This window comes from Flagellimonas nanhaiensis (assembly GCF_003382275.1).
GTDB lineage: Bacteria > Bacteroidota > Bacteroidia > Flavobacteriales > Flavobacteriaceae > Flagellimonas > Flagellimonas nanhaiensis.
Genome location: NZ_QTJX01000007.1, coordinates 1 through 26,116, shown reverse-complemented (window position 1 = coordinate 26,116; position 26,116 = coordinate 1). Strand labels below are relative to the sequence as shown.

At 39.7% G+C, this 26,116-nt stretch carries 33 protein-coding genes and 1 tRNA gene; all 34 read right to left on the bottom strand.

Features of this window, described 5'->3' with window-relative positions; all coding sequences use genetic code 11:
* Window positions 1-40 precede the first annotated feature (40 nt).
* Window positions 41-361: a hypothetical protein gene (locus tag DX873_RS17650; RefSeq protein WP_116185823.1), complete on the bottom strand. Its 321-nt coding sequence runs from the start codon at window positions 359-361 to the stop codon at window positions 41-43.
* Window positions 351-1,976 (bottom strand): phage portal protein, encoded by a 1,626-nt coding sequence (locus tag DX873_RS17645; RefSeq protein ID WP_181899557.1) that lies wholly within the window; start codon window positions 1,974-1,976, stop codon window positions 351-353. Before DX873_RS17645 ends, DX873_RS17650 begins: the two co-directional genes overlap by 11 nt.
* A 4-nt stretch (window positions 1,977-1,980) precedes the next feature.
* Window positions 1,981-2,280, bottom strand: coding sequence for a hypothetical protein (locus DX873_RS17640; RefSeq protein WP_116185821.1), 300 nt, complete (start codon window positions 2,278-2,280; stop codon window positions 1,981-1,983).
* Between the two features lie 60 nt (window positions 2,281-2,340).
* Entirely contained in the window at window positions 2,341-2,829 is a 489-nt protein-coding gene (locus DX873_RS17635) for a hypothetical protein (protein ID WP_116185820.1), read from the bottom strand.
* Window positions 2,826-3,842, bottom strand: coding sequence for a hypothetical protein (locus DX873_RS17630; protein ID WP_116185819.1), 1,017 nt, complete (start codon window positions 3,840-3,842; stop codon window positions 2,826-2,828). The genes DX873_RS17635 and DX873_RS17630 overlap by 4 nt, the downstream gene beginning before the upstream one ends.
* Complete coding sequence (locus tag DX873_RS17625) at window positions 3,839-5,059, bottom strand: hypothetical protein (protein WP_116185818.1); 1,221 nt, start codon at window positions 5,057-5,059, stop codon at window positions 3,839-3,841. The genes DX873_RS17630 and DX873_RS17625 overlap by 4 nt, the downstream gene beginning before the upstream one ends.
* On the bottom strand, window positions 5,056-5,724 hold the full coding sequence (locus tag DX873_RS18990) for a hypothetical protein (protein ID WP_181899556.1): 669 nt from the start codon (window positions 5,722-5,724) through the stop codon (window positions 5,056-5,058). Before DX873_RS18990 ends, DX873_RS17625 begins: the two co-directional genes overlap by 4 nt.
* A gap of 3 nt (window positions 5,725-5,727) precedes the next feature.
* Window positions 5,728-6,894, bottom strand: coding sequence for a hypothetical protein (locus tag DX873_RS17615; RefSeq protein ID WP_116185817.1), 1,167 nt, complete (start codon window positions 6,892-6,894; stop codon window positions 5,728-5,730).
* 4 nt (window positions 6,895-6,898) lie between these two features.
* Window positions 6,899-7,954 (bottom strand): hypothetical protein, encoded by a 1,056-nt coding sequence (locus DX873_RS17610; protein ID WP_116185816.1) that lies wholly within the window; start codon window positions 7,952-7,954, stop codon window positions 6,899-6,901.
* A gap of 1 nt (window position 7,955) precedes the next feature.
* The gene (locus DX873_RS17605; protein ID WP_116185815.1) at window positions 7,956-8,747 is read right to left on the bottom strand and encodes a hypothetical protein; all 792 of its coding nucleotides are present in this window, start codon (window positions 8,745-8,747) and stop codon (window positions 7,956-7,958) included.
* On the bottom strand, window positions 8,747-9,922 hold the full coding sequence (locus tag DX873_RS17600) for a baseplate J/gp47 family protein (protein ID WP_116185814.1): 1,176 nt from the start codon (window positions 9,920-9,922) through the stop codon (window positions 8,747-8,749). Before DX873_RS17600 ends, DX873_RS17605 begins: the two co-directional genes overlap by 1 nt.
* On the bottom strand, window positions 9,919-10,395 hold the full coding sequence (locus tag DX873_RS17595; protein WP_116185813.1) for a hypothetical protein: 477 nt from the start codon (window positions 10,393-10,395) through the stop codon (window positions 9,919-9,921). The genes DX873_RS17600 and DX873_RS17595 overlap by 4 nt, the downstream gene beginning before the upstream one ends.
* The gene (locus tag DX873_RS17590) at window positions 10,396-12,354 is read right to left on the bottom strand and encodes a phage tail tape measure protein (protein ID WP_116185812.1); all 1,959 of its coding nucleotides are present in this window, start codon (window positions 12,352-12,354) and stop codon (window positions 10,396-10,398) included. It abuts the gene before it with no gap.
* Window positions 12,338-12,505 (bottom strand): hypothetical protein, encoded by a 168-nt coding sequence (locus DX873_RS18985; RefSeq protein WP_181899555.1) that lies wholly within the window; start codon window positions 12,503-12,505, stop codon window positions 12,338-12,340. The genes DX873_RS17590 and DX873_RS18985 overlap by 17 nt, the downstream gene beginning before the upstream one ends.
* Before the next feature lie 26 nt (window positions 12,506-12,531).
* Window positions 12,532-12,981, bottom strand: coding sequence for a hypothetical protein (locus DX873_RS17585; RefSeq protein WP_116185811.1), 450 nt, complete (start codon window positions 12,979-12,981; stop codon window positions 12,532-12,534).
* A gap of 63 nt (window positions 12,982-13,044) precedes the next feature.
* Window positions 13,045-13,452 carry a hypothetical protein gene (locus DX873_RS17580; protein ID WP_116185810.1) on the bottom strand — a complete coding sequence of 136 codons (408 nt, stop codon included), beginning with the start codon at window positions 13,450-13,452 and terminating at the stop codon, window positions 13,045-13,047.
* Between the two features lie 24 nt (window positions 13,453-13,476).
* Window positions 13,477-14,994, bottom strand: a complete 1,518-nt coding sequence (locus DX873_RS17575; protein ID WP_116185809.1) for a hypothetical protein — start codon at window positions 14,992-14,994, stop codon at window positions 13,477-13,479.
* Between the two features lie 24 nt (window positions 14,995-15,018).
* Window positions 15,019-15,618, bottom strand: a complete 600-nt coding sequence (locus DX873_RS17570) for a hypothetical protein (protein WP_147296690.1) — start codon at window positions 15,616-15,618, stop codon at window positions 15,019-15,021.
* Window positions 15,619-15,622: 4 nt separating this feature from the next.
* Window positions 15,623-16,003, bottom strand: coding sequence for a hypothetical protein (locus DX873_RS17565; RefSeq protein ID WP_116185807.1), 381 nt, complete (start codon window positions 16,001-16,003; stop codon window positions 15,623-15,625).
* Between the two features lie 3 nt (window positions 16,004-16,006).
* Window positions 16,007-16,435, bottom strand: coding sequence for a hypothetical protein (locus DX873_RS18775; RefSeq protein ID WP_147296689.1), 429 nt, complete (start codon window positions 16,433-16,435; stop codon window positions 16,007-16,009).
* A gap of 20 nt (window positions 16,436-16,455) precedes the next feature.
* A tRNA-Met gene (locus DX873_RS17555) sits at window positions 16,456-16,528 on the bottom strand.
* 61 nt (window positions 16,529-16,589) lie between these two features.
* Entirely contained in the window at window positions 16,590-17,663 is a 1,074-nt protein-coding gene (locus tag DX873_RS17550) for a major capsid protein (protein ID WP_116185806.1), read from the bottom strand.
* 3 nt (window positions 17,664-17,666) lie between these two features.
* Complete coding sequence (locus tag DX873_RS17545) at window positions 17,667-18,113, bottom strand: hypothetical protein (protein ID WP_116185805.1); 447 nt, start codon at window positions 18,111-18,113, stop codon at window positions 17,667-17,669.
* A 2-nt stretch (window positions 18,114-18,115) separates the two neighbouring features.
* Window positions 18,116-19,381 carry a Clp protease/crotonase-like domain-containing protein gene (locus DX873_RS17540; protein WP_116185804.1) on the bottom strand — a complete coding sequence of 422 codons (1,266 nt, stop codon included), beginning with the start codon at window positions 19,379-19,381 and terminating at the stop codon, window positions 18,116-18,118.
* A 342-nt stretch (window positions 19,382-19,723) separates the two neighbouring features.
* A complete protein-coding gene (locus DX873_RS17535; protein ID WP_116185803.1) occupies window positions 19,724-21,760 on the bottom strand; it encodes a terminase gpA endonuclease subunit in 2,037 nt (678 codons plus the stop codon).
* A gap of 147 nt (window positions 21,761-21,907) precedes the next feature.
* The gene (locus DX873_RS17530; protein ID WP_147296688.1) at window positions 21,908-22,591 is read right to left on the bottom strand and encodes a hypothetical protein; all 684 of its coding nucleotides are present in this window, start codon (window positions 22,589-22,591) and stop codon (window positions 21,908-21,910) included.
* A gap of 172 nt (window positions 22,592-22,763) precedes the next feature.
* A complete protein-coding gene (locus DX873_RS18770) occupies window positions 22,764-22,943 on the bottom strand; it encodes a hypothetical protein (protein WP_147296687.1) in 180 nt (59 codons plus the stop codon).
* A 130-nt stretch (window positions 22,944-23,073) separates the two neighbouring features.
* The gene (locus DX873_RS17520) at window positions 23,074-23,763 is read right to left on the bottom strand and encodes a P-loop NTPase family protein (protein ID WP_116185800.1); all 690 of its coding nucleotides are present in this window, start codon (window positions 23,761-23,763) and stop codon (window positions 23,074-23,076) included.
* Complete coding sequence (locus DX873_RS17515; RefSeq protein ID WP_181899554.1) at window positions 23,753-24,625, bottom strand: DUF7833 domain-containing protein; 873 nt, start codon at window positions 24,623-24,625, stop codon at window positions 23,753-23,755. Before DX873_RS17515 ends, DX873_RS17520 begins: the two co-directional genes overlap by 11 nt.
* A gap of 20 nt (window positions 24,626-24,645) precedes the next feature.
* A complete protein-coding gene (locus DX873_RS17510; RefSeq protein ID WP_116185798.1) occupies window positions 24,646-25,005 on the bottom strand; it encodes a hypothetical protein in 360 nt (119 codons plus the stop codon).
* A 2-nt stretch (window positions 25,006-25,007) separates the two neighbouring features.
* Window positions 25,008-25,190 (bottom strand): hypothetical protein, encoded by a 183-nt coding sequence (locus DX873_RS17505; RefSeq protein ID WP_116185797.1) that lies wholly within the window; start codon window positions 25,188-25,190, stop codon window positions 25,008-25,010.
* 13 nt (window positions 25,191-25,203) lie between these two features.
* Window positions 25,204-25,548 (bottom strand): hypothetical protein, encoded by a 345-nt coding sequence (locus tag DX873_RS17500; protein WP_116185796.1) that lies wholly within the window; start codon window positions 25,546-25,548, stop codon window positions 25,204-25,206.
* A complete protein-coding gene (locus DX873_RS17495; protein ID WP_116185795.1) occupies window positions 25,545-25,757 on the bottom strand; it encodes a hypothetical protein in 213 nt (70 codons plus the stop codon). Before DX873_RS17495 ends, DX873_RS17500 begins: the two co-directional genes overlap by 4 nt.
* Window positions 25,758-25,760: 3 nt before the next feature.
* Complete coding sequence (locus tag DX873_RS17490) at window positions 25,761-26,021, bottom strand: hypothetical protein (protein WP_116185794.1); 261 nt, start codon at window positions 26,019-26,021, stop codon at window positions 25,761-25,763.
* Window positions 26,022-26,116: the final 95 nt, after the last annotated feature.

The following is a 26,116-nucleotide window of genomic DNA, read 5'->3' as shown; positions in this document are numbered from 1 at the left end:
GCTTGGACGATTGCCAATATGATGGTTCCGGTAATTGTTGTCATAATGCTCTAGTCATTGAGTTGTTTGAATAGCTTTCAAGCTTTTTGGGGTCACCAGAAACATAGGTTCCGGAAACGATAATGTGTGAATCATCATTGACATCTGTTACCATTAGATTGATTACATGGCTGCCAGGTTGTAATGGGGCGTTCATAACTATACCTGTATTAATCCAATCGGAGCCTATTCCAGGTTCAGAATTAATCCCCGTGACATTGGTCCAGTAAAAACCATTATGGATTGTGGCAGATCCAACTCTGGGCCTTGAGTGAGCAGTCCAAGTGGCAGTCTTGTTCTCAATTTTTGTTTTAATTCTCATTGCCTACGACTTTCAGTTCTTTCTCCTTTTTTGGTTCTTCCTCCTTTTGGTTATTGGTTTTGACCTTCGATTCTTTTTTCAGTTTGCCCTGTGTTTCAAACCAATCCCCAGAATTCAATCGCTCTGCTGCCATTTCATTACTCATCAATCCTTCATTGACCATTTGGACAATGGCCTTGACCTCTTTGACGGGATCTATATGTGGCATTTTTGGACCAATGAAGCGGGCTTTGGAATAAGCCTCAACAACCATAAAATTGGTTGAGTTCTGCAGGTATCCAGGGGCTTGTATATTACCCTTGAGAATTTCGGTATGTAACCATAATTGATAGAATGGGTGGTAAAGTTTTGGTATAAACTTTTCGCGATAAAAGTTTGCTATAAACTCCCAGCCTCCAATTGCTGCCCTGGACGCACTATAATTACTGTTGTATTCTTGGAGAGCAACTTCTGGAGGAATTTCAACAGCTGCACAAAGGGACTTAAAAATGGCCTTCCAAAATGCTTCGTATTGAATCTCATTCTGACTATATAGAGCCTTTAACTGGGCACCCCTAGGCATATTGAATACCTGCTTCCCGGTTGTGGCTGAAATATTTGAGGCGGTTTTCTCACCCAGCTCATATCCTTGAGTCTCCGGGGCGGCATTTTTTCCCATGCCTGCAGCAATAGTTGCTCTGAAAGGATTTTCTCCAGTACTGTCCGAACTATGCTCTACAGTAAATGGAATTTTGGCCCTTTCTTCAGCTGTCCCAACAGTTGCCTCAGTGTATCTGTCCAACTTGGCCAGCTTCTCAAGGATCGCTGTTGTCATGGGGATGTACCTATCATTGTCCATCCTATGCTTTTTCAGACCGAACAACCAGGCCATCTTTCTGTTTGTCTTGTTTCCTTTAGCTGGAATACGTTCGTAGGTCTCTAGAATTTCACCTTCCCGAAGCGTGGCCACATAATAGGCAACATGGGTTCCGGACTTATCCATTTCGATACCATTTCTAATGATATTCCCAGCTTCTTTTGCTTTTTTGTTCCATTCATTCTTATCATCCAAAAAAGGTGTTTTCACGTGGTCACCATCAACCAATTGTATGGTTGGCCATCCTTCCTTTACTCTCAATATTATAAGTACGTCTCCATTGAAAGCACCTTTAAAGGCTTGTAAGGCCAATTCATGCAGGTTTTCTTCTCCCTTGTAATCACATTTTGTACTATTTGCGAATATTTCAAACCTTGATTCAACGTTCTCCCTAAAATCATCTGGGATGTCAGTTATCTTTTCAGTCTTAAGGGCTTTTTCATTTGGCTCACTTTGAATCTTAAGCCCAAAACCAACAACCCATTTGAAAAATTTACCTGATATGGTAGAAATAACATCATTGGTAAGTTCAGCTTCATATGCCCTAAGCCTTAGTAGACGGTAACTGGGTGTAAGATTGTAGACGTTGCCCAGTTCTCCGGGAGTTTTTTCTCCATTGAAGTTCCCTGAGCGAATTGGGACCCATTTCCCTCTATATGATTCATGGGAATCCACATAATTGGATTGTGGGTCTTCTTTTTTTATAGGTGGCTTGGTAAACCACTGTCCAGCATCATAAAGGAGTTGTTTAAATCCCATAATATCAATGTAGCCCCCTAACGTCCCGAAGTACGGTTTGACGGCCATTATATTTGTTGATGTAATAATGCTTAAGTGTTAACAGGGATTTGATTCCCTTCTCAACATCTTCAATGCTTCTATACTTGGTCCGGATTTTAACCTGACCATCATTGAGCTCATATTCATCCACGGTAGAAGCCGTTCCCTCAGCTACTTCAGTAATCCGTAACATCATTGAATCAATCAATAGCTCAATTGCTTCAATTCGTTCACGGGCCCTGGATTTGGAGCCCACATATGCGGAAATAGTACTGTACGTCATAGCATCAAAGCAATGACCAAAACTACCCGTAAAAAAGTTGAAAAAAATTCCTAGAATTGCCTATGAAGTCTTAACATTACTTAATTTGGATTGGTCGATGTTGGTAGTAATCGGTGTTGGGACATAGGATCCCCCCAAGGAAGTGATTGCTGTTGCAATCTTGCCCAATTCAGTATTGATCTGTGTATCCTGATTTTTCAACCCGGCATCAAGAGGATTGAATTTTACCATGAAATCAGAATTCCCACCTATCTCTATTGTGCCGTCTGTTTTTAAGTGTACCGAAAAGGCTAGATTACCATCTGAACCCAATGAATATATTCGGGTTTCGCCCTGTTTTGAAATTTGGTTTTTATTGATGTAGCCCAATATGACCGGTTCACCCATTTCAGCAGTCTTTGAATATACTGCGGTCATGTCCTTTAACGGATTTGAATCTACTCCAAAAGGGGATACCTCAACAGCTGTCCTTGGGCCATATTGCAGCACCTTTAAAATTCTGCTTCCATTTGAAAGTACGTATGATTTTATTTTTGAAAGGGTTATCATTGGAAAATTGGTTTTGGTGGTTCTCCTGTAAAGGTTTCTGGCAAAACCAGGGTCAAAGAAGTCTTATAACCTGTTTCATTTTCGGAAATGGAAACAGTTGAAGCCATAAAACGGGTGCGATTGTAAAGGTACACCTCATCATTTTGCACCTCTACAATATCCCCAGGGCTTACCTCAATGAATTTTTCAAAACCTACTGATAATTTTAAATTGGACAATTCACTGGCCATCTTATTGTCAGCTGCCAATTTGGTGTCTGTTTCCTTTCCTGAACTCAATACAGAAACCGTAGGGCGGTATTTTCCAACTAAAGGATTTATTGCCTTATCAGCCAATGATACTCCACCATTGTCATCCGAAGGTTGGCGGATGACCTCAACTGAGCTATGAAAGGATTGTCCATTGACACTCCACCCCATATTTACACTGTTTTCTTTTGTAATGAACAACTTTGGGGCAGCGGAAGTATTAGGTCTAAAAAAAACAATATCCCCTTTTTCGTTATGGCTAAGTACAATATTTCGTTGTGCTGTCAACTTACTCAAGTAACCAGCAACACTATCAGAAGGTTCAGCAGATGTTTTGGAATATACAGCATTGGCCTGGTTTAAAACATTTGAGCTAATTTTAAGGTTTAAACAAAATATTTTCAAAAGCTTTTCTGTAATTTCCTTTAAAGACCTATTCAAACTTTCCAAAGGATATGAATCCAAGGGAATTGTACAATCCTCTAAAATACCACCCTTGGAATATCCAGAGAGAGAAACCAAATTAGGATCCTTGTCGCTTTTGTGTGATTGGTTCAAAACAGTACCTGTTAAAAGAAGAGTACCATCGTCTTTGAATATTTCGACATCTTGATAAGACAAGGGTTTGAACAATTCCCTGTGGCTTTCATTTTGTGGATTGAAACGGGCGGTGAAAGAAAATGCTGATGCAACAGTATCCAATTGCAATGAAATCGTTATATCATTGAAGAATTTAAACTCAGACCCATTTACCTTAATTTTCATCCAACAAAATATTTTATTTTCCTTCCTTTCTTGATTCTGAACACCTCATCATTTTTGATGTTGTTGATGGTCCGGAAAGTTTCCATGTTCTTATCTCCCTCATCCAACCCCATATATCTGTGTGTGAGAACAATTAAGTTGGTATCAGCTTCAACTTCAACTATTCTTTCCTGTTTTGCACCGAATGCCAATTGATAAAGATTGGCAACTGTATCAATAACAAGATTGTTCAATGATTGCTGTAATTGGGGATTGGGAGCCCACTCGTTTTCGACATCATATCTTGAAACTTGGGCTTTATCTATTGTTTCAATATAGTCGTTGTAAGTGTTCAACAAAAGTGATGTGCTGGCATTTACATGGTCCCTTGTGATATAATCTTCATCCAACGGGTTAACCGCTGCATTTGAAATTGCGGCAATAGCAGTAGCTGCCAAGCTCTCAAAATAGTATTTGTCATTTTTTCCCGTGACTATGCTCCTAACTTGGAGATATGCTAAATAAATTGCGTTGATTCGCTTGGAAACTGGAAGCTGGTAGGTTCCTGGCAGCAATAGCAATGATTGGTTGTTTTCAATCACCTCACTTGGTCTGGAAATTATGTTATCAACCGATTTTGTCGCCTGGGACAATTTGTTTTTATATTCTGTAAATGTATCTGGAGTATGTAGCCTATCAAACTTTGAGGCCACATCGTTACTGTTTTGTTTTATTGTGGAAATATCCGCACTTGTAGGCTGCGCTCCTTTTGTATAGTTGGCTATTCCAAAAATATTTACCTCATCGACTTTCTTTTGAATGACATCCTTTGTTGAAATCTGTGAGTTTGGGTAATCCTCAGTTAACGTTTCCCAAAAGTCAACTGCGAAACGGGTCGAATTATACGAGCCATCAACTCTTGAAATTGAGGTTGGTTGTCCAATTATCGTTCCATAAAAGGGGTGGGTAACTTCCCAAACGCGTGAATCCTTCGCACTTTTCAGAAAATCGCTGGATTGGTCAATATTGTCCTCTCCCTGAAAATAAAATATCAAAGGGATTTTGGTACTCCGTGGTTTTTTCCTATCAATATAGGACTTCTCCACATTGATAAAATTGTATTTCTTAGCGTTGAACTCCAAAGAAGTATCACCACTGATCCAGAGTGGTGTAAATTTTTTACCATCTCCAGTAACAATGGTAAACTTTATGTTCTCCAGCCTATCTTCCCAACTCATTTCAAAGCTCTTTTAAATTGAAACTCTGCATTTTTTTTGTAATACTCCAACATCTTTGATCTTGCGAACGTAGCTGATGGTGATACAAATGGTCTACTGTCTACCCTACTTTTTTTGGTTCTTCTATAAGTGTACAATGGTGTAAGTTTTGTTTTCGTCTTTAAGTTCCGGACCCTAAATAAAGTTCCTTTAGATCCTTTTTTTATCAATATGATGTTTGAACCCTTAATTCGACTTTTTGGTGTGCCGTATTTTAAACTTGTTAGAAGATTTAGCTTGCTTACTTTTTTATGAAAACTTCCGGAAACCCTGGCTTTATTATGAGGTACAAATTTTCTCCCCATTACAGTACCCCCTTTTTCTTGTTGCTCTAACCCTACGGCTACCTTTGTTCCTCTTGGCTTATTGGAATTAATGCCAGTTTCGGCAACCATTCTGTTTACATTATAACCCTCAGCCTTATTGACTATAGTAAATGCTTTAAAGAAATTTTTTTGACGGGTAGTGAATTTTTGGGCTGCTACTTTAGGGACCATCTTTTTTGTGGTGAAAGCGGCGTCATTCAAAGTCTGTCTGACAGCCACGGGGAATGCGGACCGGTTTATCCGTTCCAATTTCGCTGTTAGGGCGATTGCAGCATCCATATTTACGTTGAATGCACCCATCGTTTATACGGTCCATTTTTTGGCAACTTCACCATTGCTGTAATAAGTCTCCCCATTGAACCTGAATATGGTCCCTACATATGAATTGTAATCGTCCAATTGGGTCTCAATACCTGAAGTCAAATCATATTTCTTCAATGATCCCGCAATGAATGTTACAAGATCATTGTTCTGGATAACCACATTTGTGGTCTTTTGGAACGTGTTGGCCAAAACCCTACTCACAGATAATGTCAATGATTGGTTTGAAGCATCATATGTCAATTCTGCCAATTCGTAATCGTTAACGGTTGTCCCTGCCTGATTGGTGACAAAGACTGTGTTGCCATTGGTAAATACGTAGGGTTCATTATTAGATCCTATCGGGATTGTTATTCCGGTGATAGCAACTGACACTGCAGTGGACAGATCAGTTAAATTGAATTGATAGAATTTATAGGTTTGCGCAGATGGTAGGTAACAGAAACAAAGTATGTGCCCCTGCATCACAAACATATTGTACACTACCAACGTACCATCTCCCTCGGCTACACGTATTGTAGATTCCAAGTAGTCAATACTTGGTGTATCTGTCAATAAGGCCCCTGCTTCTTCATAATACATTTTGTTACTGTCATTGAACACAACTGGGGTTCCAAAAACAGTAAATACATCTACTGTAATATTGGATTTCGTCAGACCAATTATCCTAGCTCCTGATTGGTCCAAAACCACCAACACTACATCACTTGCTGAAAAACCGTTGGGTGAATTTACGTTATAGCTGTTGGTATCCGTTCCAGTGATAGTGTAGTTTACCGCATCATTGTAATCTTCCGTTGCCCGTGCAATGAAGATATATTTATCAGGAAGTAAATCAATGGCCATGTTTACTGACCAAGTTGTATTTGTCAACGTCAGGACTTGCTCAACGTCATTAAGTTCATTGGGCAACTTTTTCAATGCCTCTAAAATCTGATATTGACTGTTCTCTCCGTCTTCGGTTTCTGTAGGCGTTATGCCGGTCTCAATAAGTAATTTATAGAGATTGATCAATATGTCGCCCCAAACTTCCCTAATAATTGGAGTGCCGGGAAGTGTATCGGTTTCGTTCTGTATATTGTGGAAAGGAAAATTGGATTCATCCGTATCCCTTGGTATTTCAACTGGTAGTCCTTTTAAGGTTTTCATAAGCTTATAATTGAACGACTTCTACGTGTAATTTTATACTCTGGGTTGCGGATAGGTTTTCTTCAGCATAAACTTCAAATTGGGTGGTCGATATTGGTTTGAAATTCCAAGACTGTACCTCGGTATCATTATCAACACTACCTTGAGTCTGGGGATGCATCCTCACAAAGTAATTTGTATTGTCCATTGCGTTGTCCATGGTCAGCCTCCAGCCTCCAGCTCCTCCATTTTTGTATACCAAACTACAATTGGTAATATTTCCACCAACTGGAAATGTGGTTCCAATACTACCTCCTCCTCCAACGTCAATTCCTGAGATAAACCCTATGTTTCTCGTAGGACTGGATCCTATATTTTGTACTATTTCAAAGTGTTCTTTTGGATAAAGCCCGTTCCGTAGGGCATTCGCAAGACTGGCAGCACTTTGGGTCCCAATTACCCATTCGGTAAATGCAAGGGCGTTGCCCAAGGGGGTTGTGGCCACCGTGTCCAGTAATCCTGCCAACTCTTGTGCATTGGATGCGGCCTTGAGATATAACAGCTCCCCGACCATTGCATCAAGGCTTACAGCATTCCCTTGTCTAACAAGTACGATGGAAGAAGCGGTGTTGATAAGGTTCACGTACTCCCCATTTTTAAAATTGCCAACTTTGGTTATGGTCTTATCGGTATTGTCAGATCCTCTGATCTGCGTTTCAGATCCTGAATCAATGGTAGCCTTACACAAAAAGGTCTCATTGTCTTTTAGTGTGCCCAACTTGGTGGTAATGGTAAGCTTTCCGTTTGCGCTCCCAATATCCAAAACAAAATCATTTTTGGAGGGCAGTGCAGCTAGTGCTTCAACAAGTTGATGTCCATTTGACTCATTATCGGGTAGATCGTTATAAACAACGCCGGCTAAACGCATTAACTTGGCAAAAGCCTCATGGATATCACCGTATACTTGTTCATTAACAGGGGTCCCGTTTCCTGCACCAGAATTGTCTCTTATCCTGCCATTTGGGTAATCTGAAAGATTGGAGTTGTCAATATTTTGCTGGTTTTTCTTATCGCGTGCCATCCTAAATATATTTTACAAGTAAATAAGCCACAGTATGGGCCGGTTTAAGCTTCAACACCAATTCCCTGAATTCTTTTTCCCTTTCCTCAGGTATATTGGCCAATGTTGAAATATCAGGTCCAGAAATAAAGAACGTGGCCCAAAGGTTCCCTCCGACATTATATGATTCATCTCCCTTATCGGAATTCGCTATTACCAAAAAACCGCTGCTTCCGTGCTGCACGCCGCCTCCATGTTGGAGGTTGTTTGCATGTTGTGTTGCCACAAGGGACATTGCTGTTATATCTTCCGGGGTCTTATAAACCCACTGGCCATTTTCAAAGAATTTGTTTTCATAAATCCTTACATCAAATCCTGCCGATCTTAATTGGTCCTCTAAAAAAGTTGGGTTCTGTCTTGCTGGAACATTGGAAGGATGTGACATCTTTCTCAACAGTGCCTTCTTTCTATTTTCCAAGGTGGTTAGTGGATTGACAAACAATCCAAATTTAAATTCCAAAAATGAAGCTTCTTCTTCAGTAAACTTTTCATTATCAGGTATCGCTGTTTCAATAATATTCTTACTATCCTCAACAACTCTTATGATACCTATGTTAATTCCCTTGTGAAGATTTTCCAACGTTCCTTTTTCTGGAAGATTGAATGCCCTGCCCGTAGGGTAAAGGCTTTTTGTCATCCCCAAGAAAGAGGTTGTCTGGCTATCTTCCCCATCGGACGGATATTTGTGCGGGGTTTTATGCCCGTGCGGGGTCTTGAATCCAAATACCGTGCTCTTATCTGTTACCTCGTACATCAGCTATAGTTTACATTTCTCAAATAAGGAATGTTCGCACCGGAAAATTCAGTTGATGTGGACACCACACCATCTACCTCCATTTGGAAATCAGTGAAGAAATTGGCACTTTCAAGAACGTCCGTGACCACACTTTGCAATCTTGCTGAATACAATCTATCATTTTGGTTACGACTAAGATCGGCTCCTGGTATATATGGCCTGACATCCAATAAATATGCTTTAAGGTTAACCTCTATGGCAGTTCGTATAGATGATGTATCCACAGAAAGCCCAGAAATCGTAACGTCTACCGGAATCAACGTAATCGGTAAAACCTCAAGTATCGTCTGTATTGGTATCCTGCCCCGTTCATTGATGGGTTTGGTATCATCTGGGTCTTGAAGGATTACCGCTTCTACATCATCCAAAATTGCCTGTGAGGGGGTTCCTTCACCATCGGTACTATCATTGGTGGTAGCTTCAACATAGACCTGGACGGTACCTGCTTCACCCGTCTTCACATATGGATATACCTTTCTTACCCCTTGAGCATCCGATGCCCATAATCTATAATCGGTACGGGAGCCGCCTTGTGGCTCCAATTGAATAGCATCCAATATAGCCTGTCGATAGGCATCATCACTTTCAGCCTCTTTTGGTTCAGTGGTTATTGCCGTAATCGTTATAACTTGTTCTGCACCTATTACAGGCTCGGTAATTGTCAATTGGTCGCCAACCTGAAGTTCAAAATCCTTTCCTCCTTCAAATGATCTTATTTCGATGGTATCACCACTTCCGGTTAGTATTGTTTCAGAATCGGTAACATATAGATTGCCTGGGCTTTTGCTGTCCTCATTCGATTTGAAGGTTAGGTTGGCCCTGATTATGGTGTTTGGTTCACCGGTGACGCTGGCCGCATAAACCCCAGATGTGGCAGGATTGGGATTTCTGTTAAGATAAATCTGTCCCAAACGCTCCAGTTCCCCACCATTCTCTGCTGTATCCGCTGTATCCGGATATAGGTTTCTTTGGACATCTAGCAAACGTAGATAGACCAACTTCAATTGTCCCCCAATGACAGCTGAAACAACAGATAGCACTTTCCTAAGATCATCCTCTGGAAGGTCCAATTTGGATTTGATGTCCTTTTCAACGGATTCAACAATATTCTTTGTAGTAGGTACCTGTATCATATTTCCTGATCAATTATAATCGCCTTTGTAGCATTGTCAAAAATGAGTTGTAATATTTTTTCCTGTTGGTTGGACAATCTTTCAAGTTTTATAAATATCTCTACTCTATTGCTAGTTTCAATTGATACAGCAACAGTAACTTCCGCAATTGGAGCTAAAAATTCAAGGTCTTTTTCTACCGCCCTTTTAATCTCCAACCTTCCTGAACTGTTCAAAACCACATCATCCAAAATCCGCTCAGTAGTACTGTTCATTTGTTTGTTTGTCTTCTCACCGAACAAAAGGGTGTTTCCCCACCAATCCACTCTTTCCTCATCTTCAAGTTCGTTTCCTTTGGTGCTTGCTTCTTTGTTCCCTCCGAACATTGCCAAGTAAGCCATTTGCAATAGCTCTTCATTCAACAGCAGGTCATCGGCCATTAGGGTAATATCCCCGCCGCTTCCATATTCAGTTAATTGAAGGTCCTTTGTCATTTATGATGCTCCTTGAGTATGAGGGATTATTATATTCGGTGCATTGGGTCCAGAGGCTTCAATGTTCTCAATATTGTTGCCATCATCTCTCACTGTGAGATCAACTCTACTTTTTTGAATAGTCTCATGGGTTATCTTGGAGTTGTTGAGTTCAGGTGAATCCAATGGTTCACGGGCATCTTTTACCTTGATTTCCCCTTCACCGGTCAAATTTCCCAGTTTATCCAAGGCGCCTTTAGCCATATCACCAATCTTTCCAGGAATTTTACTCGCTAACCTCAACATCATCCGCATAGGGGTCAATAGGAACTTTAAAATACTCTGGCCTATTTGCATAAAGAATGCTTTGAAATCGAATTCTTTGAACCAGCTCACAACACTGTCCCAAGCATTTCCAATCCAATTTGTGAACCTTTTCCATTGCTTTCCAAACCATGCGGTTATATCGTCCCAATAGTAAAAGACTGCTATTAAAGCGGCTATGGCGGCAATAATTGCCAGTATTGGCCAAAGTCCTACGTTCAAGGCCACACCAAAAGCGGTGGTGGCGGTGGTGGCCAACCATGTAACTGCGGTGCTAATCCCCATAGCTACTTTATATGCCCCAAGGGCCACAGCACTTTTTCCAATATTGATAGATGCTGCTCCCTGTAGGGCTCCATGGATTCCCAGTGCTACATTATAGGCAACCATTGCAATTTGAGAACCCCAAACAATTGCTTTCATCAACCCGAACATTCCCACCAATGAAGCCCCAACAACCACAATGGTTTCCATATTATCGGCCACAAAAAATAGAATGTTTTGGACCCTTTCCAATCCAGTTCCAGTGGTTGAAGTTTTTAAAAGAACATTGGTGAAACGTTTTGCTATATCATCTAAGGCTGTTTGGACGGTTTTTGATGCAGTATTGAATTCATTGTTGAGCGCGGTGTTTTTCTCGAATTCGTTGTTGGCCAATTTCATTTTAGCCTGTAATGTATTATAGTTGGTAGCCAGAGGGATAATTCCCTTGAGAACCCTCGTATCAGCTATTCCAAGATCATTCATAGCCTTGGTAATGCTTCCCCCTTCTTTCCCAATTTTATTTAATCCCTCCAGAAGTTTATTGAATGCTGCTTGTTTGTCACTCGCAAACAACGTTTTGACCTCTTTTGAGGTTATACCCATTACCTTTGCATAATTCCTTAGTTTTTCACCCCCTTTTAAAGTAGCCTTTTCTATCCCTATAAAAGTTTTTCCAATTGCACTACCTGCCGCTTCTGGGGAAACACCCATATTGGCCAATGCCGCTGACATACCCAATATTTCCTTCAAATTAAGCTTATACGCGGCAGTGGATCTAGCTACTTCATTCGCTACACTCAATATTTCACTTTCTGTAGCTGCCGAAGTGTTGCCCAATCCAACTAAAGAGGCTGAAAACCTATCTACAACTTTTGGACCTTCCCCGGTAATGTTCAATAATCTAGCAATTGAGGCAGCCCCTTCTTCCCCCTGGATATCAGAAGCCTTTTCCAATTTTGCCATTGTCGAGGAAAACCTCAAAATGTCTTCACTTCCTGAAATACCCAATTGACCCGCCACACCTCCAAGTTCAAGCAACTTATTGGTTTTTATACCTCTCATTGCGTTGGATGCAGCAATGGTATCCTGACCTAGTTGTTTTAGGACTTTTCCCTGTAAGCCTGTCGTTTTACCTACACCTACAAGATTCGTTTCAAAAGTCTTTATGTCTCCTGTGGCATTTAGGAATAGTGTTCCTATCCCAATTCCAAGGACCAATCTTGTAAGTCTGCCCATTTTATTGAAGACTGCAGTAACTTTTTTATCAAAGCGTTGCACACTGGCCACACCTATTTTTGAAAAGTTTTTGGTGGCTTTGCCCATTTTCCCAAGCACATGGGAAAACTTATCTATTGCGGTAAATTGAGCAGGTATTTTAAGAGCGAAGCCCATTTTTATTTTTCATCAGTTCTTTATGCTTTTTATCTTGGGCCTCCGCATCATTGTACCAAAAAACTAGCCCTTTATAATCAATATCATCAACATACATATCATCAATTACGGGTGGTGGCCATTTGTAATACCTTACCACTGTAATGATCATCCTCATTACATCTTCACGGCTCCACCCTACTGAAAAACCGTTGCAAGCTGACTAATAGTGTCATAATCATCTTTATCCAAATTATCTATCTCGCCTTGAGCTAAATTGGTAACATGCTGTAAATACCGCATAACATATTTGGCTTGTTGGGTCTGGGGGTTGATTCCATCCAGCAACCTTACCATGTCAGAAGGTTTGGTCCTTGTTTTGAAAGTCACAGTTTTAACAGCTAAAGCCTCGTTCTTACCTTCGGTTTCAATTGGAAACCTCAATGTAAATACAGGCTTGCCGGTTTCTTTGTTCTCCAAAACCAAAAGTCCGTCCATAAGTGCATCAATAATATTTGGATAATCATCCAGTATTTTTTCATCAGTTATCTTTCCACGTCTGAATTCTCTCTTTTTGAATTTTTTCAGAAACTCTTTGAACTCATTTAATGCAACTTCTTCACTGATAGCGGCTTTATTTTCTTTCATTTTAGTGTTTATTTAAAAGGCGGGAATTCCCCGCCTATATAATTTTCAATAAGTGGGTTTATATTAAATTTTTTCCAAGATTCCGCTTCCGGATACCTTCAAGGTCATCTGCACTTCATTAGTGCCAAAGTTCAAATCACCAACAGGCTTTCCTTTCCCTTTGTAAACGGTACCATTGGCCATACTAATGGTCCATACCCCAAGCTCTGATGATTTGGCCAACAACGGAAGGTTCTTACTTTCATTTTCAGAATCCATATCAACTCCAATTGGTCCTTCCAATGACCATCTTTTACGATTTATCTGATCTATCATTTGACCTCCACCCGTTATGGCATCCTCATCATCGTTGGCCCTGAAACCTCCAGGGTTTAAAGTGAAATCCTCATTTGATTTGGCTTGGAAACGAAAAGTACCAAGTGAATGCTTACATACTATTTCTTCAACGTCGCCTCCTGAATATACTGGCATGATATTATGATTTAAAGATTATTATTAAAAGCCTGCCTCTACATCGGTAGATTCAATTCGTGCAATTCCTGTCCGTTTGTACCTAAAGAAGGTCTCAAACCTGTTCGGGTTAATTGTACTAATCTGTACAACCAAACTGTTCTTAGAAAATTCAGGATCATTGATCAATGCTTTTTCGGCCAAATCAATGAAAAGCTCCTGTACCCTCGCTTTCCATTCTTTTGGTTTGATTGCCTTGGCAACATCCGTTACCTGATCGTCTTGAACCAAAACATGGTCCTTAACAAATAAGTTCTCAAGAGTTCGGTAATTATCGCTTACATTGAAATCAAGGTTCAAATTCCTCGCGTAGGCATACTGCAATGGACTTTCACCATCCGGATGGTAAGTGGTTACCAAATCCTGTACTGTATATTTGCCATTGTTCAATGTAACTGTAGATGAACCCTTCTTTACCAAAAAGTCGCGGTTCTCATAATTTGCCATATCCCCTATCTGCCCATCTGTGGGGACGGGCATATCAGGGTATGATTTGTTATTGATATCCAAATGGGGGGTATCCTGGGCAATCCTTGCGAACAATGCAACTACATTGGCAGCTGCCTCCCATGGAAAACCGGCGGATTTTGGAGCAGGACATAATACATTGGTTACCTGGTCCTTTCTAGCTGCGGCATCGGTTATGGCAACTATATCATCTTTATCATCCAAAACACTACCAAAAAATGCCATGAATGGTTTAAAAATCTGACCATCATATCTACCAGTAGGGTTATCTGGGTCAGGCACCCCATTAAATGCCTCAAGAGCATCCAAAGTAGCTGTTCCATATGGATTTATCAGCAATGTGTACCATGTATCATTGAAAAGGTCTAAAGATGCCGCCAAATCAACTGCGCCGGCACCTAAAGTTTCACCTGATTTAGAGTAAGAAATTCCTGCGGCATTTGAGAATTCAATCCCAGTTTGAAGACTTGCTGAAGTAAGTCCTTCCCATTTAGTTGTAATTGTTACAACCCCAAGGGCACTATTAGCTGTCACAGGTGACCCTAAAACGCTGTTAATGGCATCTTTAATCTTAGTAGCAACAGCTGTGGCCGTATCGCCAATGACTACACTGAATTTATACTCTTGGAAGTCCAATGAACTCCTACCTGCAATCCTAATTGTATGCGTGGCATTGGCCGTAGCGGTACCTGTAACAGTCCATTCATGGTCTGTAGCCGATGCACCGGCATCACTGACCTGTGGGAATGCAACTGTTGGGATACCTCCAACACCATCACCTGTATTTGGTCTTAGAATCCTGAACATTTGGTGCAACGGGCTTCCATCCCCATAAATTTCAGCAGCCTCCTTGGCGGTGGTGATTTCCTTAGGAGTTACATCCAACCCTGTTTGATTGGCGGTGTTAGCCTCCCCAAGAACCGCAATGATCTGAGGTAGGTTCTGGGGCTCATTATTAAAAAAGCCCTTGTTGATCTTGTATCCTGATGTTCTAGATCTTCTTTCTAGACCCACTGCAGTTGAGATAGTTGACATTGTATTTAAATTTTGTTATTAGTCTTAATTTGTCAATTCGTATTTATATCCTGAATCCGCATCTTCCAATTTCACACCGGTAACATTGCCCGTAAGGACCGTGGCTTCCCACAACGCTTGTGTTTCATATAATTTGACAACAAAAGCAATTCTCCCCATCCTTATATTTTTTGCATCCTGGTTATTTTCGGTATCGTACATCTGTATGCTGTCAACATAAGTGCCCCCTATTGTGTTGGGGGGTAAAAGAAGACTCTTGTATTTAGTGGATGAAAGGATGTACCTGATCATCCCTAAATATTGTTTTACCAATGCAGCTGCCAAACCATCACCTCTTTCATTGGGTTTTGATGGGCTACTTCCGTATACATCGATATGGAAGGTTGAAGGTCCGTTTGAATTACTTTGGGTTCGATTGTCATAGTTGGTATTATCGTATAAAACACTAACCATAACACCTTCAGATTTATCATATGGTGTTTTGCGCTCGTAGAATGATTCGAAATTATCGGATAATGACTTTAGGGTTCTTTGATAGGCCAATTCCATTGTCAGGATTGCACCTATCTGTTCCCCAACTATCTCGAACCCTTGTTTCGGTATTTCCTCTGTAATTATAGGCATACTTTCAATTTGAATAATCTTCCAGGACACAAACAATCAAACCTAAGGTCTCATTGGGAAAAAGTTGGCTTACCAAATATTCCCGTGCATTCCCCGTGCTATCAGAAACAGTGATTATATGCTCTCTCAAATCAACTTCATTTACACTGTTCCGGACTGGATAGGCTTTTGCCTCAAGGTCGGATTCATCAATACATATATGAACTTTCTTACTATTTACAGGACCTTCCGTATCAAAATCCAAATGGTGTTTGGTTGTCAGTCCCTTAGTTGTGATTGTCGTCTGGCCATCAGGAGTTGTGAGGGTAATATCTTCTTCAAACCCACTTGATGACAATATTTTTTTTGCATCAGCTCTAGCGGCCTGTAGGATATTACCGGACATTTCCTAATTTTTTTTAGCCTTGGCCTCTGCTTCTTCTTTGGCTTTGGCTTCAGCAGCTGCCTTTTCTTCCGCTTCTTTTTTAGCCTTGGCCTCTGCTTCTTCTTTGGCTTTGGCTTCAGCAGCTGCCTTTTCTTCCGCTTCTTTTTTAGCCTTGGCCTCTGCTTCTTCTTTGGCTTTGGCTTCAGCAGCTGCCTTTTCTTCCGCTTCTTTTTTAGCCTTGGCCTCTGCTTCTTCTTTGGCTTTGGCTTCAGCAGCAGAGTTAGATTTTGCTTTTTTAAATTCTGCAACTTCTTTTTGAGTAGCCTTTTTGATGAAGCCCTGATCTACCAAATCTTTACTGTTTCCGTTTAAATCCTTTTCGGAAACGATATCTCCATAACGGGCAACTCGGTTTCCTTTTATGGCGTGTGCCAAACATGCTATTTTATACATTTTCCTTGATTTTAACTTAGTTACGGAGAATGGATTCGAACCATTGACCTCTGTGTTATGAGCCCAGCGAGCTACCAACTGCTCTACCCCGCCTTTTTAAAAAGCCCCGCCCATAATCAAACGGGGCTTTTTCACTATATGAAAATGGAAAAAATTATTCCTCAACCTGAGCGGTCCAAACTCTGTCAATCGAAGTCGGAACTGCTAAAGGGCTACTAGCTATTTCAAACCAATGCGCTTTGACATTTGCATCTATCCAGTTGTTCATGAAGAACTCAGCTTCTTGTTGTTGTATATATTGGGGAAATTCCGCATTTGATTTATCTCTCATGATTTGAGGCATACCAGCATAACTAGTATTCCCAACAAAATCACGAGGCAATAGAATCACATTTTTTGGATCAACATATTCATTGTAGGTATCGGCTGGATCTTCATAAAAGTCATCATAAGTCCATAAATCAACATTGCCGTTTTTCGTACTGATCCTACCATGATAATTCAATCCAGTTGTATTATCGAATTTGGTAGTACCAATTTCAAGAATATTAATTCTTCTAAATTCGGCAGCTTCTTTCACTTGGACATTTGCCATAAAACTGGCAAATGCAGCTTCACCCATGATCAAATCATAACTTCGGCTGGCAGATTTGCCCTCTTGGCGGATAAACTTGATTCCGGTGGCAATATCATCCAATGGTTTTCCGGCTGCGTTCGACCATACTTCTGTTCCTGTTTTGGCTACTAAGGATGCAGCTTTTCTTTTAAAGTCAATATTATCACCGTTTTTTAAGGTAACAACACCAGTTTGAAGGACTTGCGAACGCTGCTTTTCAATAGCTCTTTGAACCTTATGTTTCAAGGTTAATAGGTTGTCTGTTGCCTCAGCAATCATACGATGTGCTTGACTTACATTTGGATTGTTATTATTTCCAAACGTCACATCGTGATATTGTACAGTGGAAAAGTCAAACTTTTCAATATAAGCAGGTGGTTCATACATTTTTTCAGTGTAGTTACTGAATTTGTTGATATTACCGCCTGTGTTCTTCCGTACATCCACCGCAATTAATTGACGGTTACGTCTTACTTGGATGCTAACAAGTCTATCAAGGGTTGTAAATGAGGGGAACCAAGATGAAAAGGCACTTACCGGTGCACTATCATCACTAAAGGTTCTCATTATCCTTGAATAAACATTCGATTTATGTTGATTTAATGTAATCATGGCTTAATTATCAAATTTTGTGTGTTCTGTTGAAGATTTAAGGTCAAAGCCCAGAGCTCTTAGAATATCCCCGACCGTTTTTGAAGAACTGGTTGGAATTGTATCCAAAGTGACGCCTCCTGGGAGGATTAAAAGATCTTGGTCTACCATACCACCATGGCAATAAGAAACATTGACATCTGTTCCTGTAGCTATCCCACTAATGGTTTCGTTGGTACTTATCACGCCCACAATATTGACAAGTGTTGCCCCGGCTATTGCAGGAATTACTCTTGTTGGGTCTCCAGTATCTCGAATAACCACTGTCCCGGGCACTAAATCATAATCACCTCCAGTGTTATTATTAAAAACCCCTTCCGAATATTTATTATCAAAAAGGAAAATATGCTTATGTGAAATATCCGCAGTGCTCTGGTTACGGTTATTGTCTCTTTGAGTGAATTCGTTCATGGCTAATCAACTTTAAGTTTGTTATCAACTTGATCGTAGAAATTTTTGACCTCTTCGGCATTTTCAGGAGCATCCTTATCTTTGGATAAGGGAGTCTCTTTTGTATTAACCGGCTTTGCACTTTCATTTTCCAATTGTTGTAATTGGTTTTTGGAAGCTGCCTCAACCAGTAATTGTTGAGTTTCGGTCTGTGTAATGGCTTTTCCTGAATTAATGCCATTAAGTACCGTTTCTTGATTTGTACCATGATGTGCTAACCAAGCGCCAACACGGTCAGATTCAGCAGACACTCCGGCTTTAAAAATACTATTGTACGTCTCCGGATGCTTCTGCTTTAATTCTTCTGCAGTCATCTTATTAGAATTTGGATTAATATTAGATTTTGACCCGGAGGTCGATTTGTTTTGTTTGAAACCCACCTCAACCATTTGATCAAATGTTTTGAAACCGTCGATAAATGTTCCAACGGCATCTTTTGCGAAAAGATGGTGGCCATTATCAAACCCACTTCCCTTCAATTGAGGGCGGTTCTTTAATGTCTTTTTAATGAAGTCTTCGTTGATTGGGTCAAGGAGCTCACTTACAATAATTTCATAGTTATCCTTATTCAGTGCTTCTTCAAAATCCTCATTTTTCTTAATGGATTTTGTCGCATAAAGACGTATATGCTTATTACCGTAAGGGTCTTCAGAATTTGCTGCCCGACCCTCAAATTGGACCATAGTGCCGACACTCCCCACTAAACTAAGTTTGCTTATAGCATGTATCGAACGACAAGCAGAAAGTATACCGTATGCAGCGGATGCGGCCATACCTCCCTTCTCAATCAGGCCATATACTGGTTTAGATTCGTTGATTTCTAGAATGGTATCCGATAATATATCAACAGCAGCTGACGATCCACCTCCAGAATCAGCATAAATGATAAAGGAGTTGATTCTGTCATCCTTGGCCATTCTATTCATGATTGATGTCAATTGAACCATTCCATAGGTGGACATCCCTCCTTTTTTGGTGATTGGTCCATCCAATTGTATCAATCCTACACCATTGAAATCATCGTCATTCCGGAGTTGATAAGTATCCTTGATTACTCTTTTATCCTTGCCTTGGACCAAAACAAATGGGGAATTGGATTTTATCTCTGGAATTTCAAGAACAACCCCTTTTCGTAGGTCATTGAGCAATGAATTATAAGCACGATAGCTAAATTGATCCATGCACCATGGTTGACCACCGTAAATTTCCCTGGCAAGTGCTGTATTCATATTTTGGACACCGCATCTTATTGCGATTGACCAAAACTACCCGTAAAAAAGTTGAAAAAAATTCCTAGAATTAAATGATAGGATGCATAAAAAGAAAATCCCTTGGGAGCTAACCAAGGGATAATACAACTCACTGTGCAATCAAAAATTTAATAAAAATCAAAAACCTTGAATAATGGATCCAACCTAAATTTATAATATGGGTTGGTGGATAAACATATTTTATTTTTATGTGTAACTTGAAAATGCCATTTGTAAAACCTGATATTAACCTTCATGTAACTCATGTGTTCAAAAGTATTAGGTAAAAAACTAAATTCATTGCGGAAATCCGTAATTCAATTAAAATAGTTCGGCAAATTCTGCCCATGTAATACTTCTAAGCTTTTCAGATTTAGCAAATTGATCTAGATATATATATTTAGCAGCTAAATTGTATATCCTTACGTCCCAAAAGTGGTTCTGTACTTGGTTGTTCTTTTTTTCCCATTTAAAACCAATCACATTGCCATCCTTTATTTCCTCTACCCTCCGTTCTCCCTCAAAGTGTTCAAAGAATGAATTCATCTGATATTTACCATCCCTAGATTCAGGAAAGTTCATAAACCCTGGAGGTTGATATCCATCGGTTCCTTCTTTAAGGTCCATGTTACCACTAAGCTCATCTTTTAATTGGTTCACTTCAAGTAGGTACAGACGTGGTTTTTCCCTTGAGAGTTTTACTGGTTGGGTATCCTTCATCAATTTTCTGTAGTTTATGTCACCTTCGCCCTTGATTCCATAAATAAAAGCATCGTCTATGCTATTAATAAAATTGAATGCTTTGTTGGTGAAAAATCCTGTATCAACAATGGTTATGGCTACTGGCATTGTTCTACCCTCACTTTCACATGGCCATTGATTTCTAATCAGTTCTTCAAAAACAGGCCAGACACTATTTTGATAACCCATATTGTATGTCCATTTTATTCGATCTCCATCACGCTTTTTTTCGGCCTCGGTTTTATCTCTTTGCCTTTTAAAGGTTCCAATACTCCCATGGTCTACACTATATGTTGCCCCTGATTTTGAATGTGCCACCAATTCCCAATCCAATCTGACATCCTCATTCCTATACTCCATTACACCACCTAAATCACAGGCAAGGGTTAGCATTATAATTTCACCATTTTCTTGCTCAATGCTTGTTAGGTCTGGAACAGTTCCAGGTAGATAGTTTCTTGTATTTTTCATCAATTCACTAACCCTTGGGGTTTTCCCCATTTCCATCCAAGTCTGGCCCAATCGAATATTCTTAAAGGTTTTGAGTTTTCCAACATCCGTTTGCCCTCCTGGTGGCTTTGCTTTAAGCCATTTGTATACCAAATCTTCCCAGCTTGTGAATCCCGGTGGAATTATCAGTGCATTTAGATAATAACTTCTTATCTCAGGTCTAGAAGGCTTGGCAGTTGGAATCCATTTACCTCCCAAGTTTAGTTCGTATTTGTTTTTATATTCAATCCTACCTCTACAATGTTCACATTCATAATGCACACTTCCCCTTATGAGATCTCCGGATTTATTCAATTCATATTTTATCCCACCATATGTGTCATCCTCTCTTCTTATTCTCCATTCTGGACTTATCCATTGTCCACAGTGGGGGCACTTCCAATGCCACTTCCGCTGATCTCCCTCTTCATAAATAGGTTCAATATTGGAAGTTTGTTTTACTGCGGGGGTCGATATATAAAAAAGTTTGGAAACATCTCCGTAGGAGGTAGCCCTACCTTCTACCAATTCCCTTGTACTTCCCTCTTTTTTATCGTCTCGTGGGGCCGCCTCCCAATCATCCGCAAATATATATTTTACGGAAAACTGCCTCATCTTATCCGCATTTTTGGTTCCTTGCATTATTAGCTGTCCTCCAGCGAATTCTTTTCCTGTTGAAGTATCACCGGTTCGTTGATTTCTTTTTCTGATAACGTTTGGTCGAATTAAATGGGAAATCCCAGCTGATTCAATAATAGGATCCAGTCGAGTTTCAATTGAGTTTTTTCCCAGTTCCTTATCACCGGCCATGAACAATATGGGTCCTGGGTTTTCTGCAATAATCCAACATATCCCAGGAATGATTACCCCTTGAGTCAACCCGCTTTGGGCACACTTCATAACTGCAACTGTTTGAACTGGATTATTTGGACTTAAACAATCAATTATCTCGCGTGTATATGGGGAGCGGTCATAACTAAATTTACCTACATACCTTGACACATCCGACCCTAGAGATACATTTTCTTCGGTCCAGGTAGATGGAAGGGATTTTTCCATTCCAAAGTCAAAAATACGCTCATGCACTTCATCGAATGAGTTTTGAATAATTTCAGCTAAGGTTGACATAGTATATCTTATTTAAACCATTGATGGCGGCAATTGCAACAGTAGTACAGTTCCAAAGGGTTCCCTCCTTTTGTTGTATTGGGTAAATCCTTACCTATTCGTTTCCCGGCTTTGATACAACATTTTGGACAAACTATGAATTCTATTTTATTTCCTTTGTCCACGACTTCTGACTTCAGCATAGTCCTTGATCACTTGTTTTATTTCCTCTCTGGATTTCATTTTCACCTCTTTGATCATCTTATCCATTATTTTATTCATTTGTTCAACCATTTGGCTTAGATGGGACCTATCCCCACCTAATATCTCACAATAGATTGATGCAATATTTTGCCATTCACTTTCAGATTCTCTGATAATACTTCTAACAAAAACTGTTAGAATCTTTTCAACCATATCAATGGGCATTAATTGTCCCATCTTTTTTGCAACCTCTATTTGTTTTAACTGGCTATCCCTTTCAGCTTTTTCGGCATCTGCCTGTCTTTTTCTTAAATCAAAATTGCTTCGTATCAATTCTTCCCTGGAAAGAGAGGTGTCAACTTTATCAGATTTTGGAGCTTCAACCTTTGGAGGGGGAACCTTCTTTGTTGTTATTACTTCTTCTTTGTTGTCTGGGGTAGATGTTTCTTCCTGGGGGGTTTCTTTTCCAATATTTTCAAAGTTTAGACCCTTTCCCTTAGTTTGATTCTGAATATAAAGCCTATTCAATTCAAAATCTGTATCAATATACTCGCCACTCTTGTAAACTTTTTTTCTTGATATGTGGGACCTTAAAGTGGCATACTTAACACCTATGGCTATAGCAAAATCCTGAGGGCTTAAAAGCATCGTGTTGCACCTTATTTTATTGGGTTTACGGCTAATTTGCAACATGCAACAAAAACCTCTGTTGCACTCCGTGTTGCACTTCTTAAAAATGTGTCAAGTACGTGAAAAACGCCGTGCGCAACGTATTGCGCTGGGCTTGATTTAGTTTTACAGTACCTTAATTGCATGATTATTAATCTATTACATCGATTATTAAATCCTCTTCTTCAATACTCAACAACTCACATAAATGCTCAATTATTGGTTTAAAATCAGTTGAGAGACCATGTGTAGAGTATCCCTTGCCCTGTGCGCGCCACAACAACTTATACAGCCTATCTACCTCATAATCATCTACATATGTGTCACACATCAACTGTGACAGCTGCAACAGATTGTTGATGGGTTTCTCTCTGACTTGTATTCGTCGAGCATCTTCTAAAATAATGGCTCGTTTTAAGTCTAATTTGAACACTTGGCCTCTATGTTTCATGGTAAATTAATTAGTCTCTAAAGCTTTTTCCTCTCCAATAGATAATGTTAAACATCTCTGGTATCCGGTCCCCAATATGATCGTCATATCTCATTGTTAGCTCATCCAATGATTTATTGGTGGTAGCATAGGTTTTGGATTGCCTACGGTGCCTTTCAAAAAGCAAGTTTCCCATTAATTCATGTCTACTAAATGCTTTGTCCTCACGTCCTAAATCATCAATCATCAATGGATATTCGTAATAGTCGCTTAATTCAAACTTCTTTATTGCCTCCCTATGGGACTTAGCACTATCCATGAAATCCAACACAAATTTGATGGCAGAAACCTCTTTAAACGACATCTTTCCATAGTTTGAGCACTTAATAAGCTCCCTTCCCATTTCTCCCAATATTTCAAACAACATAGATTTCCCAATCCCATTATCCCCAATTATCAAAATACCCTTGGCTAAACTTGCATTGTTTTTAACCTTGCCATATTTATTGAAGTCCGGGTCATTGAAGAAGTACAACAATATGGTTTTGATAACAGAATTGATTTTATATTCAGTTGGAATTGGTCTTTTTTGCATTGCCTTGTAGGCGTGCCAAACGAAAAACCGTTTGTACTCTTCTTTCGATAATGGAAAGTCCATGATTTCTGTTTTTACCGATTCCAAAACGTTGGGCATTAAACTGGATATGTGATTACTCTGCATATTTTTCAAGTCTTTTGATAGTCTTAGATTCAATTTTCTTATCTGAAATATGATTCCTTTGCAGTCGGAGTTCAAGCCATCTATTGAAGTGCTTTTTATAATCCTTCAAGCTTTTTTCGGTTTCCCCATCATTCCAGATTAGTTCATCAAACTCTTGGATTAACTTTTCCAACTCCGTTAAAGAAAAACTTTTGTTGTATTTGGATTTAGCAGTTCGCACAATTCCCTCTTTCCAACTAACGGCATTTTTTATTTCTTCCTTGACTAAACCTAAATCAACAATATCATCAGGACCATTGGTTATTTTTTCCCCCATACCCCCTTTTATATTATATATATCTTCACTGTCACTGTCACTGTCAATATTGAAGGGTTGAACCGTACGGTTCAACCACTGGTTAAACCACTCGTCATACTTTTTGTAAGTTTCTTTTTTGGTTTTATAAGCTGTATCAATATTTGAAAGTTCACTGGATACATGTTTCCATTCATCATCGGTAAATTCATGTATTTTTCGCTTCCCTCTAATAAATACAGCTAAATACGAGCGTTGGCTTTGCCCGTTTATATAGTCCGAACGCTCTTCCAAAACAGATTTCATCTTTAAGTTCACCAACCGTTGGTTATCAGTTTCAATAAACCGTTGGTTCAACCATTGGTTGAACCCATCAATAAACCGTTGGTACTCGCTTATTTTCACTCCGGCCAATTCAGCCAATTCTTCCATATCGTTTGGTAAATCACCCTTATCCGCTTGGTGACATAAAAGGTTTATGTACCACCCTCGAACATCAGCTGGCATCCCTTGGGTGCTTACCAGCCATTCTTTATAGAAAAATGGAAATTTGAAATCTTTTATCATGTATAGTGTTTTAAGTTTTCTCAATGCCAATACAGCCATATTTTTAAATCATCTGGCAATTGCAATACAAAAGCCCTTACCGCTCTATTATGCCAGCTAAAAGGTTGATAATTGCTCATCAATAATTTTAATTTTATAGCTGAAACATATTTTAGGTTATCCCCATAGTCCGATTTCAACGTTTCTCCGTGCATATATTTCATTGTAGCCCCACCATTACCCATGAAGCTTTGAAATGGGATTGTAACCTCGTTTCCTTCCTTTTGCTCCAATTCGATCAGTTGCTCAAAGAACACCTCATCATGTTCCATCTGAAGAACATCATTACTATAATTACCAGCATTATCAAATTGAGGGAGTAGTGTTAGTAATAATGCCATAGTTAAAAGTGTTCTCCAGGGAATTTTTCAATTAACAACCACTTAGGAGCGGACAATTCCTCTCTGTCATTAACAAAAGTGCATTGGGATTTAGGAAACCAAACCTCATCTCCCTCACAATCCAATAACCAAGAGTTTTGAGTTTCTCTAATAAAAACAGCTTGAATTATTATAGTCTCTTCCATACCAGTGGTGTTTTTAGGGGTTGAAATGTTCCGCGTTGGTGATGCTGTCAAATTTCTCAGACATAGAATGTAACATCATGAAATTTTCTCCCGTCAGCTTCGATAATATGTGGAGCATATTTGCAGTTTCACCCTGTTGTTTGGCCTGTTCCTCAACAGATTTAAAATCCTTCTTTTTCGAGTAGAAATGGATGGAATCATCCTGATATTGATAGGCGCATGAATAACTTGTGAGGATATGGTTCAAGTATTCACCATGGCCTGGTGTATGAAGCACAATCGATGCCGCTATGTCATGTTTTCTGAGAATATCCTTGATTTCCTCCGCCGCTGTTTTTAGTTTAAGTTCTGGGCTCATTTTTTCTTTTTCATTTTGGGTGCCTTCCTGTAGGCTGGTTTTATCGAATACTTTTTACCTATCATCTTTTTGCGCTTTTCAAGGTTCTCCGGGGTTCCCTCAAATACATCTACATGGTCGATGTTGGGGTCCTTGAGCATCTTTTCAAGCTCTCCCGCTTCAAACTCCCTTATCGGGCCTAAAATTCCATTGTGGTCTACTGATTGCATAACTTAATCTTTATCGCTTGGTTTTGTATACACATCTTTTCTGTTCACACTGAAATATCTTGGGGTCAAGGCCCTGTTGAAATTCATTTCGGACATCCAGAAATGACCTTGGAACAACAACTTTATCCTTTCCCATAAGGTCAATTTCCAGCAGGTGACTATTGTATCGTGGTCATCCCCTATCCGTAATGCCGGTAGCGAAGTGTATTCTTCTTGGTCTTTTGCAAACTCAACGTTCACATCTTCAAATTTTATTGCTTTCATTTTATCCTTGTTTTAAGTTGTCAAATTTCTCTTCCTCAAACTTCCTTTCCATAGCTCTCCCCTGTTATTTCTCCCAATGATTCCATTAATGTTCG